We start from the raw sequence: 21,566 nt of genomic DNA on the forward strand, positions 1-21,566 counted from the left end.
CACCATGGATATCCATATCAATCAGAAGCCGTTGTCGTTGCCAGAAGGCGCGACCGTGGCCGATGCGCTCGCCGCCTATGGCGCTCGCCCCCCCTTTGCGGTTGCGCTCAATGGCGACTTCGTCGCGCGCTCGCAGCACGTGCAACAGGTGTTGAACGCGGGCGACCAGCTCGATATCGTGCATCCCGTTGCCGGGGGGTGAACCTCGCTGTGATCTCGCTGATCTCACTGCGCGCGCGGTGTTTTGCCTGCTGCGCCCGAAACATTGCCTGCCGCTGCCAAGGACTTGCCTAATGACCGCCGCCCCGACTGCTTCCTCGATCGCTTCCCCGATTGCCCCCTCGACTCCCGCTGATCCCCTTACGCTGTATGGCGCAACCTTCGCCAGCAGGGTGTTGCTTGGCACCTCGCGCTACCCGTCGCTGCAGGCGCTGTCTGCTTCGATTGATGCCGCCCGGCCAGCCATGGTCACCGTCGCGTTGCGACGTCAGATGCAGGCGGACGGAGCGCATACCACGGGCTTCTTCGATTTGCTCAAACACCACGGCGTGCCTTTGCTGCCTAACACCGCAGGCTGCCAGACCGTGAGCGAGGCGCTGAATACCGCATATATGGCACGCGAAGTCTTCGAAACCGACTGGATCAAGCTTGAGCTGATTGGCGACGATTACACGCTGCAGCCCGACCCAGTCGGGCTGATTGAGGCGGCGGCGACGCTGATCAAGGCGGGTTTCAAGGTGCTGCCGTACTGCACTGAAGACCTCGTCATTGGCCGCCGGTTGCTGGACGCGGGCTGCGAAGCCCTGATGCCATGGGGGGCCCCGATCGGTACGGGGAAGGGCGTGGTGAATCCTTACGGCTTGCGCATGCTGCGCGAGCGCTTGCCGGATGTGCCGTTAATCGTCGATGCCGGATTAGGCGTGCCCTCGCATGCGGCGCAGGTGATGGAGTGGGGTTTCGACGGTGTTTTGCTGAATACGGCGGTATCGCAAGCGACGCATCCCGAGGCGATGGCACGAGCGTTTGCGCTGGGCGCTGAAGCAGGGCGGCAGGCATGGCTGGCCGGGCCGATGGCGGAACGTGAAAGCGCGCACGCCAGCACGCCGGTGGTCGGCATGCCGTTTTGGCACCAGGACGGAGGGGCGGCCTGATGCCCGCGATGCCGGGCCTCAGCCGCAGCCCGTTTTGGCCACCAGCGGATGAACTTACCGAAGCGGCGGAACGGATTCGCGCGCGTCTGGGCGATTGGTCAGGCGCGCGCGCGGGCTGGCGCATCTGCCTGACTCCGCCCGAGAACGTGCAGGCAGGCGATCTGATCGTACTCACCGCCGGGCAGCATCTGGATGCTGCGCAGCAGACACAGCAGACACAGCAGACACAGCAGACACAGCAGACACAGCAGACACAGCAGACACAGCAGACACAGCAGACACAGCAGACACAGCAGACACAGCAGACACAGCAGACGCAGCAAACACAGCAAACACAGCAAACACAGCAAACACAGCAAACACAGCAAACACAGCAAACACAGCAAACACAGCAGACACAGCAGACACAGCAGACACAGCAGACACACGCTGACACTCAGGCCGGGCGTTGGCTATTACAAGGCGCGGGCGTGATTGAAGCCGGTGCAACCACGCTGACCTTGCACCTGAACGGTGAGCGTTACGCGCTGGAAGGGCCGGTGCCGGAAGACTGGATCGCCGCGCTGGCCGCTTTCCTGGATTGCGGCTTCGCGCCACACGATGCGCTAGTGCTGGCGCTGGCATGGCGTGATGGCGACGAACTGACGGCTGACGATCCATGGCCCGCTGATTTGACGCGCTTTCCGCGCGTGGCCGGTTTGCCTGCCGCCCCGGCACAGGCCTTCGCGCGCTGTCCAGCACGGCTCGGGCTCTACCCCGTGCTGCCGAGCGCGCAGTGGGTAGAGCGGGCGCTGACATGCGGCGTGAAAACCGTCCAGTTGCGGCGCAAGACGGCCGAAACGGGCCTGCTCACGGCGGCATGCACCGCTGAGCTCACTCATGAAATCGCGCTGAGCGTCGCGGCGGGTCAGCGGCATGGCGCGCAAGTCTTTATCAACGACCACTGGCAGGCCGCACTCGATGCTGGTGCGTATGGCGTCCATCTGGGGCAGGAAGATTTGCCCGCAGCGGATTTACCTGCACTGGCGGCAGCCGGGATGCGGCTAGGCTTGTCGTCGCATGGCTATTACGAAATCTTGCGCGCGCTGCACTTTCGCCCGAGCTACCTCGCGCTGGGCGCGGTGTTTGCCACCTCGACCAAAACTGTGCCGACTGGGTCACAAGGCCTGGCCCGGCTGGCGCGTTATGCGCGCTTGCTCGATGGGGTGGTGCCGACGGTCGCCATTGGCGGCATTGACCTCGAAACGTTGCCCAGTGTGCTGGCGACGGGCATAGGCAGCGTAGCGGTGGTGAGCGCAGTCACGGCCGCCGCCGACCCGGTCGCCGCCATTGCCGCATTGCAGCATCATTGCGCGAGATGACCACCTGCGCGCCTTCGCGGATGAAGGGTGCATGGCGCGGCATGGTTCACACGATGGCCCTATAATTGCCGCCGTCCTTGATAAAAGAGCACCCGTTTCGTGTCCCCACCCTCCCAAAATCTGCTTGAACTACGCAATGTCGATTTCGGCTATGGCGAGCGCCTGATCCTGTCGAATCTAAACCTGCGCTTTGGCCGGGGTCAGGTGATCGCGGTGATGGGTGGCTCTGGCTGTGGCAAGACCACGGTGCTGCGCCTGATTGGCGGCCTGGTGCGCGCGCAGCGGGGCGAGGTGCTGTTCCAGGGGCAGGATGTCGGCACGCAAACGCGTGATGGCCTGTACGCGCTGCGGCGCAGAATGGGCATGCTGTTCCAGTTTGGCGCGCTGTTCACCGACGTTTCCGTGTTCGATAACGTCGCCTTCGCGCTGCGCGAACACACCGATCTATCTGAAGCGCTGATTCACGATCTCGTCTTGATGAAGCTCAACGCGGTTGGCTTGCGCGGTGCGCGCGATCTTTTCCCGTCTGAGATTTCCGGGGGGATGGCGCGGCGCGTGGCGCTGGCGCGGGCGATTGCGCTCGATCCGGAGCTCATGATGTACGACGAGCCGTTTGCGGGGCTCGACCCGATTTCGCTGGGCATTACCGCGAATCTGATCCGCACGCTGAACCAGGCGCTTGGCGCGACCTCGATTCTGGTGACGCATGATGTTCCTGAATCGTTTGCCATTGCTGATTACGTTTACTTTCTGGCCAATGGCGGCGTGCACGCGGAAGGCACCCCCGCCCAGTTGCAAGCCTCAACCGATCCCACCGTGCGCCAGTTCATCGACGGCGCGCCCGATGGGCCATTCAAATTCCACTATCCGGGCAGCACCTCGCTGGCGGCTGATTTTGGCCTCGGCGGAGGGGCGGCATGATTCGTGCAACTGGACGGGCGGTCATTGGCGGGCTGGCGCGCGCAGGCTATGCGACGCGCTTTTTTCTGCGCCTCGTATTCGAATTTTTCCCGCTGCTGCGCCGCCCCCGGCTGGTTACGCGGCAGATTCATTTTGTTGGCAATTATTCGCTGCTGATTATTGCGGTGTCGGGGCTGTTTGTTGGTTTCGTGCTTGGTTTGCAAGGCTATTACACGCTTAACCGTTACGGCTCCGAACAGGCGCTAGGGCTGCTGGTCGCGTTGTCGCTGGTGCGCGAGCTGGGGCCCGTGGTGACGGCGCTGCTGTTTGCCGGTCGTGCGGGCACCTCGCTGGCAGCGGAGATCGGCCTGATGAAAGCAGGCGAACAACTCACCGCGATGGAAATGATGGCGGTCGATCCTCTCAAGGTCGTGATTGCGCCGCGCATGTGGGCCGGCATTATTTCGATGCCGGTGCTGGCGGCAATTTTCAGCGCGGTGGGTGTGATCGGCGGTTACGTGGTTGGGGTGCTGATGATTGGTGTTGACGCGGGCGCTTTCTGGTCGCAGATGCAAGGCGGCGTGGATGTGTGGCGCGATGTGGGCAATGGGGTCATCAAGAGCATTGTGTTTGGCTTCGCCGTGACCTTTATCGCGCTCTATCAAGGCTATGAAGCCAAGCCGACCCCGGAAGGCGTCTCGCGTGCCACGACCAAAACGGTGGTGTACGCGTCGCTGGCGGTGCTGGGGCTCGATTTTCTGCTGACCGCACTGATGTTCAGCTAAAACCGCACGAACTATCGTGCTGCGCGAAAGCCGGCTGATGCCGCTACTGCAGCCGGTTCTTTCTGGAATGAAGATGAAAAAGACTGCTCTCGACTTTTGGGTCGGCCTGTTTGTTGTGCTGGGTTTTGTGGCGCTGCTGTTTCTCGCGCTAAAGGCCGGCAATATGAGTTCGCTGTCGTTTCAGGCGACCTACCCGGTGACCCTGAAGTTTGACAATATCGGCGGCTTGAAACCGCGCGCAGCGGTGAAGAGCGCGGGCGTAGTAGTGGGCCGGGTCGGCTCAATCGGCTTCGATAGCCACACCTATCAGGCGCGCGTCACGCTGGATCTGGACAGCCGTTATCCGTTTCCGAAAGACAGCTCGGCGAAGATCCTTACCTCAGGGTTGCTGGGTGAGCAATACATCGGGCTGGAGCCAGGCGGAGACAGCGAAATGCTGAAGGCGGGCGATACGATCACCATGACGCAGTCGGCCATCGTGCTTGAGAATCTGATCGGACAATTTCTGTATAGCAAGGCGGCGGATTCGGGCGCTGCAAAAGCCGGTGCTGCACCCGCACCCGACGGGCTACAGCCAGCTTCTGCTGCGGCTGGCGAATAAGGAGAACAAGTTATGCAGGGCAAATGCATCCGTGTTGCCGGGTTAGCGCTGGCGCTTGCGCTAGCCGGTTGCTCAACTGTACCGACGCCGACCAAAGGCGATCCGATCGAAGGCTTCAACCGCACCATGTTCACGGTGAACGACAAGATCGATCAGTACGCGCTGAAGCCTGTTGCCAAGGGCTACGTCTGGGCAACACCGCAGCCGGTACGCGACAGCGTGACCAATTTTTTCTCGAATATCGGTGACGTGTACATCGCGGCGAACAACCTGTTGCAACTGAAGATCGCTGACGGTCTTGAAGACGTAATGCGCATCGTCATTAATACGGTGTTTGGCGTGGGCGGGCTGTTCGACGTCGCCACGCTGGCCAAGCTGCCTAAGCACGAGAACGATTTTGGCTTGACGCTAGGCCACTACGGCGTGCCGTCAGGCCCCTATCTGGTGTTACCGCTGATGGGCCCGAGCACGGTGCGTGACACAGTGGGCACGCTGGGCAATTACTACATCAACCCGCTTTCCTACGTGAACCCGGACAGCGTGAGCTGGGGGCTGTACGGCCTGAATATCGTCAACGTGCGCGCCAACTTGCTGAGTGCGAGCGACGTGCTTGAGGGCGCAGCGCTCGATAAATATTCGTTTGTCCGCAATGCGTATTTGCAGCGCCGCAAGTATTTGCTGTCCGATGGCACGGCGGCGGCATTGCCGGATTATGGCGACCAGGGAGCCTTGCCCAAGTACGAAGACGTGGATGACGCGGCCGCCGCACCTGCATCCGCGTCAGGCGCAGCAGCCGTGGCTGCTCCTGACTCTGCTGCAAGCGGGGGAATGGCCCCAGCGGGCACGCGCGCACCAGAGCCGACGACTGTGCCAGCCGGCCAGTTGATCCCCCGGCGCACTTTGGCTATCCTTCGTTCAAGTTGCGTTGAGGCGTTGCGGTTACATCTAAAAACCCTTGTTGCGGTTTGACGGCCAGTGCGGATGAACTTGTCCTGCACGGGTGAGCGCTTACCGCAACATTTATTTTTTGCAGGATCTGAAATGAAAAAGTTTTTCCTTATCCCGTTATTTACTGCTCTGCTAACGCTGGCAGGCAGCGCGCTGGCACAAGGTTCTAGCACTCTCGCACCGGACGTATTGGTCAAGACCGTCACGCAACAAGTCATTGACGCTGTGCGTGCAGACAAATCAATTCAGCAGGGCGACATCGCTGAGATCACGAAACTCGTCAACGAAAAAATCCTCCCCTACACCGACTTCCGCCGCACGACACAGTTGGCCATGGGCCGTAACTGGCGCGCTGCCACGCCCGAGCAGCAGCAACAAGTGGTTGAGCAATTCAAGATGCTGCTGATCCGCACCTATTCAGGCGCGCTGGCGCAAGTTCGTGACCAGCAGATCCAGTACCGGCCGTTCCGTGCTGATCCATCCGATACCGATGTAGTCGTGCGCTCAACCGTGATGAACAATGGCTCTCCGATCCAGCTGGACTATCGCCTGTACAAGACCGCCCAGGGCTGGCGCGTGTATGACATCAATGTTCTGGGCGCATGGCTGATCCAGGCGTATCAGCAGCAGTTCAACGAGCAAATCCAGCAGCATGGCGTGAATGGCTTGATCCAGTTCCTGACCCAGCGCAATCAGCAGCTTGCTGCAGGCAAGCGCTCATGAGCCGTTTTTCGAGCGGTGCCACGTTGACGCATGCCAGCGCTAAAGCAGCGCTGGCAATGGGTTTGCAGCAGATTGCTGCGGGCGCAAGCGGTGTCGATTGCGCGCAGCTCACACAATTTGATTCGTCTGCGCTGGCGGTGCTGCTAGCCTGGCAGCGGGCGGCGCAGGCGCGGCACAGGCCACTCGATATCGTCAATTTGCCCGTCGGGCTGACGAGTCTTGCTGAGGTCTACGGCGTCGCGGAGTTTTTACCGGTGCAGCAAGCGCCGCATTGACGCGTGCGCAGCAGTTTGATTCGCGCCGGGCAAGGCGGTGTTTAGGTCTTTTGCCCTATAATCAAACGCTTTTTGCGACGCGGGCCTCGCTCAGGTTGTACGTGCGGGCTTTGCCCGTCAGTCCGTCAGCCGGTCGTTGTTGCGTTTCCTTATCCGCATTTTTGTCCCTCTCAAGGTGCCGCTTTCCAAAGCGGCACACAGCCAATGCCAGCGATAGAAATCCGTAACCTCAAAAAGCGCTATCGCAATTTGCAGGCGCTCAAGGGCGTCAGCTTTGCGGTCGAAGAAGGTGAATTTTTTGGGCTGCTAGGCCCAAATGGCGCAGGTAAAACAACCCTCATTAGCATTTTGGCGGGCCTGGCCCGTGCCACCGAAGGCAGCGTGCTGGTGCATGGCCACGACGTGGTCAGCAACTTCCGCGAAGCGCGCCGCAAGCTTGGGGTGGTGCCACAAGAACTAGTCTTCGATCCTTTTTTCACCGTCCGCGAAAGCTTGCGGATTCAATCTGGCTATTACGGCCTGCATCACAACGATGCGTGGATTGATGAGGTGATGGCCAATCTGGATCTGACTGAAAAAGCCGACGTCAATATGCGGGCGCTGTCTGGTGGCATGAAACGCCGGGTGCTGGTCGCGCAGGCGCTGGTGCACCGGCCGCCAGTGATTGTGCTTGATGAGCCCACGGCAGGCGTCGACGTCGAGTTGCGCCAGACGCTCTGGAAGTTCATTTCGCGCCTGAACCGCGAAGGCCACACGATCGTGCTGACCACTCACTACCTCGAAGAAGCGCAGGCGCTCTGTGACCGCATTGCGATGCTGCGCCGTGGCGAAGTGGTGGCGCTTGATCGCACTAGTGCGCTGTTGCAGCGTTTTGCGGGCATGCAGCTTTTTATCCGTTTCGCGCAAGGGACACTGCCGGTTGAGCTGCGCCAGCTTGAAATTGACCCGGGCTCGTTACAGGATGGGCAACATCTGCTGCGCCTGGCGAGCTACGACGAAGTCGAGCGAATTCTTTCCCAATGCCGCATGGCGGGTGGCACTTTCGAAGAAATCGAGATTCGCAAGGCCGATCTCGAAGACGTGTTCCTGCAAGTGATGAATGGTCCGGAAGTGACCGAGGGGCTCGCATGAGTGGTTTTCGCACACTGTTTTACAAAGAAATTCTGCGGTTCTGGAAGGTAGCGTTTCAGACCGTTCTAGCACCCGTGATTACCTCGCTGCTGTATCTGATGATCTTCGGCCATGCGTTGCGCGATCACGTCCAGGTCTACCCCGGGGTGCTGTACACCAGCTTCCTCGTGCCGGGCCTTGTGATGATGAGCGTGTTGCAAAACGCGTTCTCCAATAGCTCGTCTTCGCTGATTCAGTCGAAGATCACGGGCAACCTGGTGTTTGTCCTGCTGCCGCCGCTATCGCAATGGGAAATGTTCAGTGCGTATGTGCTGGCTTCGGTTGTGCGCGGGCTGGTGGTCGGTTTTGGCGTGTTTATTTTCACGGTCTGGTTTATTCCGCTTAGCTTTGTCGCGCCGTTTTACATCATTGCGTTCGCGGTGCTGGGTTCTGCCATCCTCGGCACGCTTGGCTTGATTGCTGGCATCTGGGCTGAAAAATTCGATCAACTGGCGGCATTTCAGAATTTCCTCATCATGCCGCTGACGTTTCTCTCCGGGGTGTTTTACTCGACGGACTCGCTGCCATCCGGCTGGCGCGAAGTGTCGCAGCTCAATCCCTTTTTCTACATGATCGACGGCTTTCGCTACGGTTTCTTCGGGATGTCGGATATCAATCCGCTTCTGAGCCTGGCCATTGTCGGCGGTTTTTTCGTGGTGCTGGCCGTACTGGCGATGCGTCTGCTCGCCTCCGGTTACAAACTGCGCCAGTAACAAGGAGCGTTTCATGCTGCCGACTCCCGAGCAGATCAAAAATTACATTGCCGCTGGGCTTGCCTGCCAGCATCTCGAAGTTGAAGGTGATGGCCAGCATTTTTTTGCCACGATTGTTTCGCCGGGGTTTGAGGGCAAACGCCTGATCCAGCGTCATCAACTGGTGTATGCGGTGCTGGGCGACCGCATGCGCGAAGAAATCCATGCACTCAGCATGAAAACGCTGACGCCTGCCGAATGGCAGAACGCGTAATCCAGCGTTAGCGTGCAAACCGCCCAGTTCACGACAAGATATCTGCGATGTCCGTAACGGCATCGTTCACGCAAACAGCACAGTAGCGGCCAGCGGCCGCGCAAATCAGGAACCGACAGGCATGGACAAACTCGTGATTGACGGCGGGCAGCGGCTCGCGGGCGAGATCGTCGTTTCAGGGGCAAAAAATGCAGCTCTGCCCATTTTGTGCGCAGGCTTGCTCAGCGCCGATCCCGTCCACCTTGAAAACGTCCCTGACCTCCAGGACGTGCGGACCACGCTCCAATTGCTCGCCCAGATGGGCGTGCGTAGCGAGGCGGGCGCAGGCCGGGTAATGCTCGATGCCTCGCAGGTCAACAATCCCGTCGCACCGTATGAGCTGGTCAAGACCATGCGCGCTTCAATCCTGGTGCTGGGCCCGCTGGTGGCGCGCTTTGGTGAGGCCCGGGTATCGCTGCCGGGTGGCTGCGCGATTGGTGCGCGGCCAGTCGATCAACACATCAAGGGCCTGCAGGCGATGGGGGCTGAGATCAGCATCGAGCACGGTTTTATCGAAGCCCGTGCGAAGCGCCTGAAGGGCGCGCACATCGTCACCGACATGATTACCGTGACCGGCACCGAGAATCTGCTGATGGCAGCCGTGCTGGCCGATGGCGAAACCGTGATCGAAAACGCCGCGCGCGAGCCCGAAGTTGGCGATCTGGCACAACTGCTGCTGGCGATGGGCGCGAAGATCGACGGCATTGGCACGGGCCGGCTGGTCATCCAGGGCGTTGAGAAACTGCATGGCGCTCGTCATAGCGTGATTCCCGACCGGATCGAAGCGGGCACCTTCTTGTGCGCGGTGGCTGCGGCAGGGGGGGATGTGACGCTGCGTCATGTGCGGCCACAGATATTCCAGGCCGTGACGGACAAGCTGCGTGAAGCGGGCGTCACGATCGAAGAGGGCGACGACTGGATGCGGGTGCGCATGAATCAGCGGCCGAAGGCGGTGACTTTCCGCACCTCTGAGTACCCGGCGTTTCCGACAGACATGCAAGCCCAGTTCATGGCGCTCAACACCATTGCGGACGGTACCTCGCAGGTGGTCGAAACCATCTTTGAAAACCGCTTTATGCACGTGCAGGAACTGAACCGGCTCGGTGCCAACATCACGACGGATGGCAACACGGCACTGGTTACCGGGGTCGAAAAACTATCCGGTGCGATGGTGATGGCGACCGATTTGCGCGCCTCTGCGAGCCTCGTGATTGCCGGGCTGTGCGCCCAGGGCGAAACCTTGATCGACCGTATTTATCACCTCGACCGCGGCTACGACCAGATGGAGGCCAAGCTCACGGCAGTCGGCGCGAAAGTGCGCCGTATCCCGTCCGGGAGCGAGGCATGACATCCGTTTCAGCACAACGCAGCGCGCCATTGACGCTGGCGTTGTCAAAAGGCCGTATTTTCGAAGAGACGCTGCCGTTGCTTGCCGCCGCTGGTGTGCAGGTCACCGAAGATCCAGAAAGCTCGCGCAAGCTGATCTTGCCGACTACCGATCCAAACGTGCGGGTCATCATTGTCCGCGCGACTGATGTCCCTACTTATGTCGAATACGGCGCAGCCGATTTTGGCGTGGCGGGCAAGGATGTGCTGCTTGAGCATGGCGGCAGCGGTCTGTATCAGCCGGTTGATCTCGATATCGCGCGCTGCCGGATGTCGGTGGCCGTGAAGGCGGGTTTTGATTACGCCAATGCCGTGCGCCAGGGCGCGCGGCTGCGCGTGGCGACCAAATACGTCGAAACGGCCCGCGAGCATTTCGCTGCGAAGGGTGTCCACGTCGATCTCATCAAGCTCTATGGTTCGATGGAACTGGCACCGCTGGTTGGGCTGGCTGATGCGATTGTCGATCTGGTCAGCTCTGGCGGCACCTTGCGCGCCAATAACCTGGTCGAAGTCGAAGAAATCATGTCGATCTCGTCTCGCCTCGTGGTCAACCAGGCCGCGCTCAAACTCAAACGCGCCGCGCTGCGGCCTTTCCTTGATGCGTTCGAACGCGTGTCGCAGCACGGTGGCACGGCAGCCTGATGATTTTTGCAGTTGCAGTCAGCGCGCCTTACCGAAATGGATAACAGCATGTCTATGCCTACCAGAATTCGCAAACTCGATTCCAGCAGCCCGGATTTTCGTGCCGAACTGCACGCGGTGCTCGCGTTCGAGGCGAGCGAAGACGAAGCTATCGAACAATCGGTGGCACATATTCTGGCCGACGTGAAGGCGCGCGGCGATGCTGCTGTGCTGGATTACACGAATCGTTTTGACCGGCTCGAAGCACCTAGCGTCGCAGCACTCGAAGTGCCAATGGCCGAACTGGAAGCCGCGCTGGAGGGGCTCGAACCCAAGCGGCGCGCGGCGCTGGAAGCCGCTGCCGCACGTGTGCGCGGCTACCACGAGAAGCAGAAGATCGAATGCGGCAGCCACAGTTGGCAATACACCGAAGCAGATGGAACGGTGCTTGGGCAAAAGGTGACGCCGCTTGATCGCGCGGGTATTTACGTGCCGGGAGGCAAGGCAGCGTATCCGTCGTCGGTGCTGATGAATGCCATTCCGGCCCGGGTGGCAGGTGTGCGCGAGATCGTCATGGTGGTGCCGACCCCCGATGGCGTGAAAAATCCGCTGGTGCTGGCCGCTGCGCTGCTAGGCGGAGTGGATCGCGTATTCACGATTGGCGGTGCTCAGGCCGTGGCCGCGCTCGCGTATGGCACACAAACCGTGCCAGCCGTCGACAAAATCTGCGGGCCAGGTAACGCGTATGTCGCGTCAGCCAAACGCCGGGTATTTGGCACGGTGGGCATCGACATGATTGCCGGGCCATCCGAGATTCTCGTGCTGTGTGATGGCACGACCGATCCGCGCTGGGTGGCGATGGACCTTTTCTCGCAAGCTGAGCACGACGAGCTCGCGCAATCCATTTTGCTGTGCCCTGACGCGGCATTTATTGCCCGCGTGCACGAAGCCATTGACGAACTGCTGCCCACCATGACGCGCCACGCAACCATTCGCGCATCGCTGGAAGGGCGGGGCGCGCTAATCAAGGTGCGCGATATGGCTGAGGCTTGTGCGATCGCCAACGATATTGCGCCAGAGCACCTCGAGATTTCCGCGCTGGAGCCCCAGCAATGGGGCAAGCTGATCCGTCACGCAGGAGCGATTTTTCTGGGCCGCTACACGAGCGAAAGCCTTGGCGATTATTGCGCTGGGCCCAATCACGTTTTGCCCACATCGCGCACGGCACGCTTTTCATCGCCGCTGGGCGTGTATGACTTTTTCAAACGCTCCAGCGTGATCGAAGTCAGCGCGGAAGGCGCGCAGACACTCGGTGAAATTGCCGCCGAACTGGCCTATGGCGAAGGGCTGCAAGCACATGCCCGCAGCGCCGAGTACCGGATGAAGCAAAACGGCTAATGCCGTTTGCTTAACCAGCATCTGGAGCGAGCCCCGAGGTTCTCCGGACCGGGGTTAACCGGTTAGGCCAGCGCGGCTTGCCTGCTTTGAACTAACGCAACATACGGGCTTGCCGCCCGCCTGACGATGACAACACCGCAAGACATCATCCGCCCCGATGTGCTCGCCATGACGAGCTATCCGGTGCCCGACGCTACTGGCTTCGTGAAGCTCGACGCGATGGAAAACCCGTTTTCATTGCCACCGCCGCTCGCTGTGCAACTGGGCCAGCGTCTCGCCGAGGTTGCGCTGAACCGCTATCCCGCGCCCCGCCCTGAGGCGCTGCTGGGCAAGATCAAGCAGAAAATGCAGGTGCCGGCTGGATGTGAGGTTTTGCTGGGCAATGGCTCGGACGAGCTCATCAGCATGCTCTCGGTTGCCTGCGCGCGGCCCGGTGCGAAGGTGCTCGCGCCGGTGCCGGGGTTCGTGATGTACGAGTTGTCGGCAAAGCTGGCGCAGCTCGAATTCGTCGGTGTGCCGCTCAAGACGGATTTCACGCTGGATCTCGACGCGATGCTGGCTGCGATTGCTCTGCATCAACCGGCTATCGTGTATCTCGCTTACCCGAACAATCCAACCGGCACGTTATATGCCGATGCCGATATCGAGCGCATCATCGCCGCGACGCGTCATGGCGTCGTGGTTCTTGACGAGGCTTATCAGCCGTTCGCCCAGCGCAGCTGGCTGCCACGGGCCGCTGAGTTCGACAACGTGCTGGTGATGCGCACCGTATCGAAGCTGGGTCTGGCGGGGATTCGGCTTGGCTACCTGGCAGGCCGCCCGGCCTGGCTGAACGAGATCGACAAGGTGCGCCCACCCTACAACGTGAACGTCCTGACTCAGGCGGCGACTAGCTTTATGCTCGACCACCTTGATGTGCTGGAAGCCCAGGCCGCTGAGTTGCGTGCGGCGCGCACGCAGCTTGCACAGGCAGTGGCGCAACTACCTGGAATGGAAGTGTTTCCGAGTGCGGGAAACTTCTTTCTGGTACGGGTGGCGGACGCTGCCGCCACCTTCGAAAAGCTGCTGGCAGCAAGAGTCCTGATTAAAAACGTGAGTAAAATGCACCCGCTGCTGGCCAATTGCGTGCGTTTGACCGTGGGCTCTCCTGCTGAAAACGAGCAATTGCTCGCCGCACTAGCGCCAGCTTCGCCTTAAAGCGGTGCGCCATATTGGGCTCGCGCCTGCGCGGCAGGCGGCCACCAGGGTGCTACCCCACCTTCATTCACTGACCCTTTTCAAAGTTCATTCGAGGAATTGCCATGCGCGTTGCGGAAGTCGTTCGCCATACTAGCGAAACGCAGATCCGTGTGAAGATCGACCTGGACGGCACGGGCCAGCAAAAGCTGGCAACAGGTGTGCCGTTTCTCGATCACATGCTTGACCAGATAGCTCGCCACGGGCTGATTGATCTGGATATCGAAGCGCATGGCGACTTGCACATCGACGATCACCACACGGTTGAAGACGTTGGCATCACGCTCGGCCAAGCGGTGGCGAAAGCGATCGGCGAGCGTAAAGGCATTCGCCGTTATGGCCACGCTTATGTACCGCTGGACGAAGCGCTGTCGCGCGTGGTGATTGATTTCTCCGGCCGCCCTGGCCTCGAATTTCACGTGCCCTTCACGCGGGCGCGCATCGGCACGTTCGATGTCGATCTCTCCATCGAGTTTTTCCGCGGTTTTGTGAATCACGCGGGCATCACGCTGCACATCGACAATCTGCGTGGCCTGAATGCCCACCATCAGATGGAAACCGTGTTCAAGGCGTTTGGCCGTGCTCTACGGATGGCTGTCGAGCTGGACGAGCGTGCTGCAGGACAAATTCCCTCTACCAAGGGCAGCCTCTAGACGGATGTCCGATGGTCCGCCGCGTGGCCAGCGCTGGGGCGGAAGGAGGGGTTCATCGTGGATGGTTTAGCGCTGTGCTCACCTGAGCTGAAATGAAAACTTCGATAGCAATTGTTGATTACGGAATGGGGAACCTGCGCTCGGTGGCGCAGGCGCTGAGACAAGCCGCACCGCATGCCGAGGTGGCGATCGTCGATCAGCCGGAAGCGATTCGCGCTGCCGGCCGCATTGTGTTGCCAGGTCAGGGTGCGATGCCTGACTGCATGCGCTGCCTTGGCGCGTCCGGCTTGCAGGATGCCGTGCTCGAAGCTGCGCGCAGCAAGCCGTTGATGGGCGTATGCGTTGGCGAACAAATGCTGTTCGACTGGAGCGCCGAAGGCGACACGCGTGGGCTGGGCTTGTTGCCCGGCAAGGTGATGCGCTTCGCGCTGGATGGCCAGGTGCAGGACGATGGCTCGCGTTTCAAGGTGCCGCAGATGGGCTGGAACCGGGTGCGCCAGCTTCAGCCTCATCCGCTGTGGGATGGCGTACCGGATAACGGCTTCTTTTATTTTGTCCATAGCTACTATGTCGTGCCGGATCAAGCAGCGGATACCGCTGGCGAAACCGTGTACGGCGCGCCCTTTACCTCGGCGGTAGCGCGGGATAACATCTTCGCCACCCAGTTTCACCCGGAAAAGAGTGCTGAAGCGGGGTTGCGGCTTTACCGGAATTTTGTGCACTGGAACCCGTAACCCGGTTGTATCCAGGGCAGTGCAGCAAACTGATTGGGCCACTAGGTGCCGAATCAGCATCCGCTCCCTGATTTGCTGTGCAAGGTTTTAGAAAGAGTTGTACTAGACTAGCGAAACGGCGTGGCCGCTGGCTGATTAGCCCGCTGGCCACGCTGCCTTCAATCCTCTCCCAGATAACACCGATTGCTATGCTGCTGATTCCCGCCATCGACCTGAAAGACGGTCAGTGTGTTCGCCTGAAACAGGGTGATATGGACCAGGCGACGATTTTCTCCGAAGAGCCCGCTGCGATGGCCCGACATTGGGTCGAGCAGGGCGCGCGGCGCTTGCATCTTGTCGATCTGAACGGTGCGTTCGCCGGCAAGCCTAAAAATGGAGATGCCATTCGCGCCATCATCAAAGAGGTGGGCGGCGAAATTCCAGTGCAGCTAGGCGGCGGCATCCGTGACCTGAATACGGTCGAGCGTTACCTGGATGACGGTTTGTCATACGTGATCATCGGTACGGCAGCGGTCAAAAATCCAGGTTTCCTGCAGGATGCCTGCACGGCGTTCGGTGGCCACATCATCGTTGGTCTGGATGCGAAAGACGGCAAGGTGGCGACCGATGGCTGGAGCAAGTTGACCGGCCACGAAGTCGCCGATCTCGGCCGCAAATTCGAAGACTACGGCTGCGAGTCGATCATTTACACCGATATTGGCCGCGATGGGATGCTGCAGGGCATCAACGTCGAAGCCACGGTCCGGCTGGCACGCGCAGTGAAAATACCGGTTATCGCTAGCGGCGGCCTGTCGAATTTTGGCGATATCGACGCGCTGTGCGAAGTCGAAGACGAAGGCATTGATGGCGTGATTTGCGGCCGGGCTATTTATTCCGGCGATCTTGATTTCGCTGCCGCCCAAGCACACGCAGACCGCCTGCGTGACGCCGGAGACGCATAAGCAAATCCCACGCCGGTCACGTTATCCGCATTGACCGGCGGCACTGTCCGCCGGCATGGCAACGCTTGCGAGCAGGTTCATCAAGCGGCATTGGCACGCACTGGCACGATCATGGCTCTTCCCAAACGCATCATCCCCTGTCTTGACGTCACGGCTGGCCGTGTGGTCAAAGGCGTTAATTTTGTCGAACTGCGCGATGCGGGCGATCCGGTTGAAATCGCCCGCCGTTATGACGCCCAGGGTGCCGACGAAATCACCTTTCTGGATATCACCGCGACCAGCGACCAGCGTGATCTGATCTTGCCGATCATCGAAGCGGTGGCGTCGCAAGTCTTTATTCCATTGACGGTTGGCGGCGGCGTGCGTGCTGTCGAAGACGTCCGGCGTTTGCTGAATGCGGGCGCTGACAAAGTGGGTATGAATTCATCCGCCGTGGCTAATCCGCAGCTTGTGCGCGATGCCGCTGGCAAGTATGGCTCGCAGTGCATCGTGGTTGCCATCGACGCAAAGCGGGTTTCCGCGCCGGGTGAAGCCCCGCGCTGGGAGGTTTTCACGCATGGCGGGCGCAAGGCGACCGGGTTGGATGTGGTCGAATGGGCGCGCCAGATGGCCGGGTTTGGCGCGGGCGAAATCCTGCTCACCAGCATGGACCGTGACGGCACTAAAAGCGGTTTTGATCTGGCGCTCACGCGAGCGGTATCGGATGCGGTGCCGGTCCCGGTGATTGCCTCGGGTGGGGTCGGCGGGTTACAGGATCTGGCGGATGGCATTACACAAGGCCGCGCCGACGCGGTGCTGGCTGCCAGCATTTTTCATTACGGTGAACACACGGTGGGCGAAGCAAAGCGCTTCATGGCTGACCAGGGCATTTCAGTGAGGCTATAAGTGACAAATGATGCAGGCGTTGCGTGGCTGGACATGGTGCGTTGGGACGTGAACGGTCTCGTGCCGGTCATTGCTCAGGAGGCCACGACGAACGATGTCCTGATGTTTGCGTGGATGAACCGCGAAGCGCTGACGCAAACGGTCCAGACAGGCCGCGCGGTATATTTTTCCCGTTCGCGCAAGCGTTTGTGGTTCAAGGGCGAAGAATCAGGCCACGTGCAACATGTCCGCGACATTCGTCTGGATTGCGATGAAGACGTGGTGTTGCTGAAGGTTGAGCAAGTCTCAGGCATTGCTTGCCATACCGGGCGGCACTCATGCTTTTTCCAGAAATTTGAAGGTACGGCAGACGACGGTGCCTGGGTCACGGTCGAGCCAGTACTAAAAGATCCCGAATCAATTTATAAATGACCTCATTTTCGCAAGACACGTTATTGCGGCTCGCCGCCGTGATTGACAGCCGCAAGGGTGGCGATCCCGATCGCTCATATGTTTCACGCCTGTTTCATAAGGGCGACGATGCGGTGCTGAAAAAAATTGGCGAAGAAGCGACCGAGGTTGTTCTGGCGGCAAAGGATTTGCGGCAGGACGGCACCCCAGCCGCGCTGGTTGGTGAGGTGGCTGATTTATGGTTTCACTGCCTGGTGATGCTGTCCCATTTTGATTTGAGCCCCGCTGATGTACTGACCGAACTTGAGCGCCGTGAAGGTTTGTCAGGCATTGAAGAAAAGGCGCTACGGAAAAGCCGCGAACGCGAGCAAAACGGCGATTAAGCCTTGGTCGAATCACATAATTCGTTTTTTTGCAGGAGTTTGTTCCATGGACGATCAGTCGCCGCATAGTTTCCCGCCACCGGCTTATCCGCCGCAGATGAATGAGGCTGAGCGTTTGAACCGTTTGCGCACGGTTACGCATGTGCTGTACGGCCTTTATGCGCTGTTTTTTATTACCGGTGGCCTGACCGTGCTGGTGGCGATCATTGTCAATTATGTGAAGCGAGCGGATGTGGTCGGCACGCCCTATGAAGCGCATTTTGAATGGCAGATCCGCACGTTCTGGCGCTGCCTGATCGGAGGGTTGATCGGCGGCGTGCTGGTAATCGTAGGCGTTGGGCTGTTGATTTGGGGTGTGGTGGGGGTCTGGATGCTCTACCGTGTTATCAAAGGCTGGCTGTATCTGTTCGACAACAAGCCAATACTTGCGCCACGCGCGTGGTTTTAATGCGGTTACACATTACCCAGCCGCCACGTCTATCAGGATCATCATGAGTCACGATTCCAATTGTCTTTTCTGCAAAATTGCGGCGGGTAATATTCCTGCCACAAAAATTCATGAAGATGATGAGTTTGTCGCATTCCTCGACATTCATCCGGCAGCGCAAACCCATGTGCTGGTGATTCCCCGCAAGCACATCGAAACGCTGTCCAGTTGCGCTGAAAATGACGCTCCTCTGCTGGGTAGAATGCTGCTCCTCGTTGGACGTCTGGCCGAGAAGCTCGGTGTCGCGTACACGGGGCCTGATACCGGGTTTCGCACCGTTATCAATACCGGGCCTGGCGGCGGGCAAGAGGTGTATCACCTGCACGCGCATATTCTTGCGGGACCGCGTCCATGGCTGCGAATGGGTTAGCCGGCGCGGCGCTTTTACGAGCGTCGCAAACGCACATGTTTTTAGAGATAGAGAGGCGTATTCGCTTCAGATCAATGGCGAGGCAAACGATTGTTCCCGCCATTCATTCATCCCCGCGTTGGGGCTAAGGAGAATTTCCATGGGTTCATTGAGTATCTGGCACTGGCTGATTGTTTTGCTGATCGTGGCGCTGGTGTTCGGCACGAAAAAGCTGCGCAATATTGGCAGCGATCTCGGAGGGGCCGTGAAGGGTTTCAAGGAAGGGATGAAAGAAGCCGACACGCCCGCTGATGCACAACAGCGTGAGCTGTCACAAACCGGCACGGTTGACGTGGACGCGAAAGAAAAAGCGCCGCGTTCAGGTGACTCACGCTAAGCGGCTTTTGCCGCGCACTGACGGAAAATTCATTTCATGCTGGACCTTGGCTTAACCAAAATGGCGCTGATTGGCGTCGTCGCGCTGGTCGTTCTCGGGCCAGAGCGTTTGCCTCGAGTGGCACGAACGGCTGGTGCGCTTTTTGGCCGGGCGCAACGTTATATCAATGACGTCAAGGCGGAAGTCGCGCGTGAGGTCGAAATAGATGAGCTGCGCCGCATGAAGACGGAGTTTGAGTCGGCTGCGAGCAACGTTCAGAACAGCATTCACGATAATTTGCGCAAGCACGAAGCCGAGTTGAACGACGCGTGGAATTCTGCGGCCGGCTCGCCGGGGATTGGCGATCCAGCCGCAGATAGCCTGACCGGTGAGCTGTCCGCATCGGACCGTGAGCTGTGGCGTGACGGTGCGGCCAAGGTGAAACGCAAAAACTGGCGCGTCAAGCAAGCAGCGATGCCGTCCTGGTACAAGCGCACCACGGCGCACCGCACACGGGTGCAGTCAGGCGCGGCGCGTGTCGCACGCCATACCCCTGCCACCATGCGCCGCCCAGCCCGTTTTTTCTGATGCTCAGCCCGCTAATCTTTAACCGAGGGCCGGCGTGAGCGACCCCAAGCCATCCCAGTCGGAAGGTACTGAAGAAACCTTCATTTCCCATCTCGTCGAACTGCGCGACCGGATTATCCGGGCAGGACTGTCCGTGATTGTGGTTTTTATCAGCCTGGTTTATTGGGCTCCGGATATCTTCCGCTTGCTGACACGGCCGCTGATGCTGAACCTGCCGAAGGACGGCAAGATGATCGTCACCGATGTCACCGGCTCTTTTTTCGTGCCGATGAAAGTGACCATGCTCGTCGCCTTCGTTATTGCGCTGCCCATCGTGCTTTATCAAGTTTGGGCGTTTATCGCGCCGGGGCTTTATCAACATGAGAAGCGGCTGGTCGGGCCGCTGGTTGGCAGCAGCTATGCGCTGTTTCTGTGCGGCATGGCCTTCGCCTATTTCATTGTGTTTCCCACGATATTTCGGGTGATGGCGCACTACAACGCTCCGCTGGGTGCGGAGATGACCACCGATATCGACAATTACCTCAGCTTTGTCATGACGATGTTCCTCGCATTTGGGGTGACGTTTGAGGTGCCGATTATTGTGGTGCTGCTTGTGCGCACGGGGCTGCTTACCGTGAAAAAGCTCAAAGAAATTCGACCGTATGTGATCGTTGGCGCATTCGTGATTGCTGCGGTGGTAACGCCACCGGATGTGTTTTCACAGCTGATTCTGGCTATTCCACTAATTATTTTGTATGAAGCCGGGATCATTGCGGCGCGTCTGATTGTCGGCAAGCAGCAGGAACCTGAGGTGGAGCCGGAAGACAAGAAAGGCAGTGGTGCCGCAGGTTAATTCTCTGGATGCAGCCTGCTGGCGAGTAAGCGTAAAAAGCTAAAAGGTAAAAAAGATAAAGGGCAACTCAATCGAGTTGCCCTTTATCTTTTTGCGTGACCACCGTGACTGCGCCCGGTGTTTGACATGGTTTCTGTACAGCGGAGCGGTTGGCTCAGTTGTTATCCTCGTCGAGGTTGCCGTCATCGCTATCTGGACGCTTGGGCGGTGGCGGGCGTTTGCCGATTATCACGGTCAGGTCCAGTTGCCTGTTTTTGCGCACCACGTGAATTTGCGCGCCGGTTCCGGGCTTGATTTGTGCAATCAGGTTCAGGAGCCGGGTGGTATCGGTGATTTCCTGGCCGTTCACGCCAACCAGAATATCGCCCGGCTTGATGCCTGCACGGTCGGCTGGACCACCCTTGAGCACGCCCGCGACGATCGCTCCAGTTTTTTGCGTTAGCCCGAATGACTCTGCAATTTCCGGGGTGACGTCTTGCGGCTCGACGCCAATCCAGCCGCGCGTCACTGAGCCAGTGGTAATGATGCTTTCCAGCACGCTGCGCGCGGTTGATACCGGGATTGCAAAGCCAATGCCCAGTGAGCCGCCTGAGCGCGAATAGATCGCCGTGTTAATGCCAATCAGGTTGCCTTCGACGTCAACCAGTGCGCCGCCAGAGTTGCCTGGATTGATCGCGGCATCGGTCTGAATGAAGTTTTCGAAGGTATTGATGCCAAGGTGATTGCGGCCGAGTGCGCTGACGATGCCCATGGTGACCGTCTGGCCTACGCCAAAAGGATTGCCAATTGCTAGCACGACATCGCCAACCCGGGTCTGCTCCATGCGCCCAAGCGTGATGGTGGGCAGGTCCGTCATGTTGACTTTCAGTACCGCAAGGTCAGTTTCGGGGTCGACGCCGATCACTTTTGCATTGCTTGTGCGGCCGTCCGCGAGGGCGATTTCTATCTGGTCTGCGCCATCGACGACATGCTGGTTCGTTAGAATGTAGCCTTCCGAGCTAACAATCACACCCGATCCCAGATTGGCCGCTGGCTGGTCCTGCCGCCGGCCAGTATTTTTGTCACCGAAAAAATAGCGGAATAGCGGGTCGTTGGTGCGAGGGTCTGGCGGCAGCGAGCCATCCTTGCTGGAAAACACATTGACCACCGCCGGCATGGCTTTTTGGGCGGCATCCGCATACGAATTTTGTGGCGGGCCTCCCCCAATGCGAGGTGCCACTTCCCGAAGCGCGACGATAGGTTCGGCAAGTTGCTTGCCAAACTGCCCCTGACGCTGAAGCCATTGCGGTTTGAGTGTCGCAATAATGAACATTAGCGCCAACAGCACAGTCACCGCTTGGGCAAAGAACAGCCAGAAGCGTCTAAGCATTTGATGAATAGGGATTTAT

The 21,566-nt window shown here is 59.4% G+C and carries 27 protein-coding genes and 1 pseudogene; 27 read left to right on the forward strand and 1 reads right to left on the reverse strand.

What is annotated here, in order from left to right:
- Window positions 1-4 precede the first annotated feature (4 nt).
- The 27 genes and pseudogenes from thiS (at window position 5) to tatC (ending at window position 20,178) form a co-directional block, all read left to right on the forward strand.
- Window positions 5-202, forward strand: a complete 198-nt coding sequence (gene thiS, locus GH656_RS02635) for a sulfur carrier protein ThiS (protein WP_153076524.1) — start codon at window positions 5-7, stop codon at window positions 200-202.
- A 91-nt stretch (window positions 203-293) separates the two neighbouring features.
- Window positions 294-1,151 (forward strand): thiazole synthase, encoded by an 858-nt coding sequence (locus tag GH656_RS02640; protein ID WP_153074457.1) that lies wholly within the window; start codon window positions 294-296, stop codon window positions 1,149-1,151.
- An 8-nt stretch (window positions 1,152-1,159) separates the two neighbouring features.
- Window positions 1,160-2,512 (forward strand): thiamine phosphate synthase, encoded by a 1,353-nt coding sequence (thiE, locus tag GH656_RS02650; protein ID WP_425495871.1) that lies wholly within the window; start codon window positions 1,160-1,162, stop codon window positions 2,510-2,512.
- A 99-nt stretch (window positions 2,513-2,611) separates the two neighbouring features.
- On the forward strand, window positions 2,612-3,433 hold the full coding sequence (locus GH656_RS02655) for an ABC transporter ATP-binding protein (RefSeq protein ID WP_153074458.1): 822 nt from the start codon (window positions 2,612-2,614) through the stop codon (window positions 3,431-3,433).
- Window positions 3,430-4,197 carry a lipid asymmetry maintenance ABC transporter permease subunit MlaE gene (mlaE, locus tag GH656_RS02660; protein WP_153074459.1) on the forward strand — a complete coding sequence of 256 codons (768 nt, stop codon included), beginning with the start codon at window positions 3,430-3,432 and terminating at the stop codon, window positions 4,195-4,197. Before GH656_RS02655 ends, mlaE begins: the two co-directional genes overlap by 4 nt.
- Before the next feature lie 67 nt (window positions 4,198-4,264).
- The gene (gene mlaD, locus GH656_RS02665) at window positions 4,265-4,798 is read left to right on the forward strand and encodes an outer membrane lipid asymmetry maintenance protein MlaD (protein ID WP_153076526.1); all 534 of its coding nucleotides are present in this window, start codon (window positions 4,265-4,267) and stop codon (window positions 4,796-4,798) included.
- Window positions 4,799-4,810: 12 nt separating this feature from the next.
- Window positions 4,811-5,727, forward strand: a pseudogene (locus GH656_RS02670) (MlaA family lipoprotein).
- A 112-nt stretch (window positions 5,728-5,839) separates the two neighbouring features.
- Complete coding sequence (locus GH656_RS02675) at window positions 5,840-6,469, forward strand: MlaC/ttg2D family ABC transporter substrate-binding protein (RefSeq protein WP_153074460.1); 630 nt, start codon at window positions 5,840-5,842, stop codon at window positions 6,467-6,469.
- Entirely contained in the window at window positions 6,466-6,744 is a 279-nt protein-coding gene (locus GH656_RS02680) for an STAS domain-containing protein (protein WP_153074461.1), read from the forward strand. Before GH656_RS02675 ends, GH656_RS02680 begins: the two co-directional genes overlap by 4 nt.
- Window positions 6,745-6,948: 204 nt before the next feature.
- Window positions 6,949-7,875 carry an ABC transporter ATP-binding protein gene (locus tag GH656_RS02685; RefSeq protein ID WP_153074462.1) on the forward strand — a complete coding sequence of 309 codons (927 nt, stop codon included), beginning with the start codon at window positions 6,949-6,951 and terminating at the stop codon, window positions 7,873-7,875.
- Complete coding sequence (locus tag GH656_RS02690; RefSeq protein ID WP_153074463.1) at window positions 7,872-8,627, forward strand: ABC transporter permease; 756 nt, start codon at window positions 7,872-7,874, stop codon at window positions 8,625-8,627. The genes GH656_RS02685 and GH656_RS02690 overlap by 4 nt, the downstream gene beginning before the upstream one ends.
- Before the next feature lie 13 nt (window positions 8,628-8,640).
- Complete coding sequence (locus GH656_RS02695; RefSeq protein ID WP_153074464.1) at window positions 8,641-8,880, forward strand: BolA family protein; 240 nt, start codon at window positions 8,641-8,643, stop codon at window positions 8,878-8,880.
- A 121-nt stretch (window positions 8,881-9,001) separates the two neighbouring features.
- On the forward strand, window positions 9,002-10,267 hold the full coding sequence (gene murA / locus GH656_RS02700) for a UDP-N-acetylglucosamine 1-carboxyvinyltransferase (RefSeq protein WP_153074465.1): 1,266 nt from the start codon (window positions 9,002-9,004) through the stop codon (window positions 10,265-10,267).
- Window positions 10,264-10,947: an ATP phosphoribosyltransferase gene (gene hisG, locus GH656_RS02705; protein WP_153074466.1), complete on the forward strand. Its 684-nt coding sequence runs from the start codon at window positions 10,264-10,266 to the stop codon at window positions 10,945-10,947. Before murA ends, hisG begins: the two co-directional genes overlap by 4 nt.
- Before the next feature lie 54 nt (window positions 10,948-11,001).
- Window positions 11,002-12,324: a histidinol dehydrogenase gene (gene hisD / locus GH656_RS02710; RefSeq protein ID WP_153076527.1), complete on the forward strand. Its 1,323-nt coding sequence runs from the start codon at window positions 11,002-11,004 to the stop codon at window positions 12,322-12,324.
- Window positions 12,325-12,450: 126 nt separating this feature from the next.
- Window positions 12,451-13,521 (forward strand): histidinol-phosphate transaminase, encoded by a 1,071-nt coding sequence (gene hisC, locus GH656_RS02715; protein WP_153074467.1) that lies wholly within the window; start codon window positions 12,451-12,453, stop codon window positions 13,519-13,521.
- Window positions 13,522-13,625: 104 nt separating this feature from the next.
- On the forward strand, window positions 13,626-14,213 hold the full coding sequence (hisB, locus tag GH656_RS02720; RefSeq protein ID WP_153074468.1) for an imidazoleglycerol-phosphate dehydratase HisB: 588 nt from the start codon (window positions 13,626-13,628) through the stop codon (window positions 14,211-14,213).
- Between the two features lie 92 nt (window positions 14,214-14,305).
- Window positions 14,306-14,947, forward strand: coding sequence for an imidazole glycerol phosphate synthase subunit HisH (gene hisH / locus GH656_RS02725; protein ID WP_153074469.1), 642 nt, complete (start codon window positions 14,306-14,308; stop codon window positions 14,945-14,947).
- A gap of 188 nt (window positions 14,948-15,135) precedes the next feature.
- Entirely contained in the window at window positions 15,136-15,888 is a 753-nt protein-coding gene (gene hisA / locus GH656_RS02730) for a 1-(5-phosphoribosyl)-5-[(5-phosphoribosylamino)methylideneamino]imidazole-4-carboxamide isomerase (protein ID WP_153074470.1), read from the forward strand.
- A gap of 111 nt (window positions 15,889-15,999) precedes the next feature.
- Window positions 16,000-16,773 carry an imidazole glycerol phosphate synthase subunit HisF gene (hisF, locus tag GH656_RS02735; RefSeq protein WP_153074471.1) on the forward strand — a complete coding sequence of 258 codons (774 nt, stop codon included), beginning with the start codon at window positions 16,000-16,002 and terminating at the stop codon, window positions 16,771-16,773.
- A 33-nt stretch (window positions 16,774-16,806) separates the two neighbouring features.
- On the forward strand, window positions 16,807-17,184 hold the full coding sequence (gene hisI / locus GH656_RS02740; protein ID WP_153076528.1) for a phosphoribosyl-AMP cyclohydrolase: 378 nt from the start codon (window positions 16,807-16,809) through the stop codon (window positions 17,182-17,184).
- The gene (locus GH656_RS02745; RefSeq protein ID WP_153074472.1) at window positions 17,181-17,546 is read left to right on the forward strand and encodes a phosphoribosyl-ATP diphosphatase; all 366 of its coding nucleotides are present in this window, start codon (window positions 17,181-17,183) and stop codon (window positions 17,544-17,546) included. The genes hisI and GH656_RS02745 overlap by 4 nt, the downstream gene beginning before the upstream one ends.
- Window positions 17,547-17,592: 46 nt before the next feature.
- Complete coding sequence (locus GH656_RS02750) at window positions 17,593-17,994, forward strand: DUF4870 family protein (protein WP_153074473.1); 402 nt, start codon at window positions 17,593-17,595, stop codon at window positions 17,992-17,994.
- A gap of 43 nt (window positions 17,995-18,037) precedes the next feature.
- A complete protein-coding gene (locus GH656_RS02755; protein ID WP_153074474.1) occupies window positions 18,038-18,403 on the forward strand; it encodes a histidine triad nucleotide-binding protein in 366 nt (121 codons plus the stop codon).
- 139 nt (window positions 18,404-18,542) lie between these two features.
- On the forward strand, window positions 18,543-18,779 hold the full coding sequence (tatA, locus tag GH656_RS02760) for a Sec-independent protein translocase subunit TatA (protein WP_153074475.1): 237 nt from the start codon (window positions 18,543-18,545) through the stop codon (window positions 18,777-18,779).
- Between the two features lie 36 nt (window positions 18,780-18,815).
- A complete protein-coding gene (tatB, locus tag GH656_RS02765; RefSeq protein WP_153074476.1) occupies window positions 18,816-19,346 on the forward strand; it encodes a Sec-independent protein translocase protein TatB in 531 nt (176 codons plus the stop codon).
- Window positions 19,347-19,380: 34 nt separating this feature from the next.
- Entirely contained in the window at window positions 19,381-20,178 is a 798-nt protein-coding gene (gene tatC, locus GH656_RS02770; protein ID WP_153074477.1) for a twin-arginine translocase subunit TatC, read from the forward strand.
- A 154-nt stretch (window positions 20,179-20,332) separates the two neighbouring features.
- Here the strand turns inward: tatC and GH656_RS02775 are convergent, their stop codons facing one another.
- A complete protein-coding gene (locus tag GH656_RS02775) occupies window positions 20,333-21,547 on the reverse strand; it encodes a Do family serine endopeptidase (protein ID WP_153074478.1) in 1,215 nt (404 codons plus the stop codon).
- Between the last annotated feature and the right edge of the window lie 19 nt (window positions 21,548-21,566).

It is taken from the genome of Paraburkholderia bonniea, from assembly GCF_009455625.1.
In the GTDB taxonomy this organism is placed as follows: Bacteria; Pseudomonadota; Gammaproteobacteria; order Burkholderiales; family Burkholderiaceae; genus Paraburkholderia; species Paraburkholderia bonniea.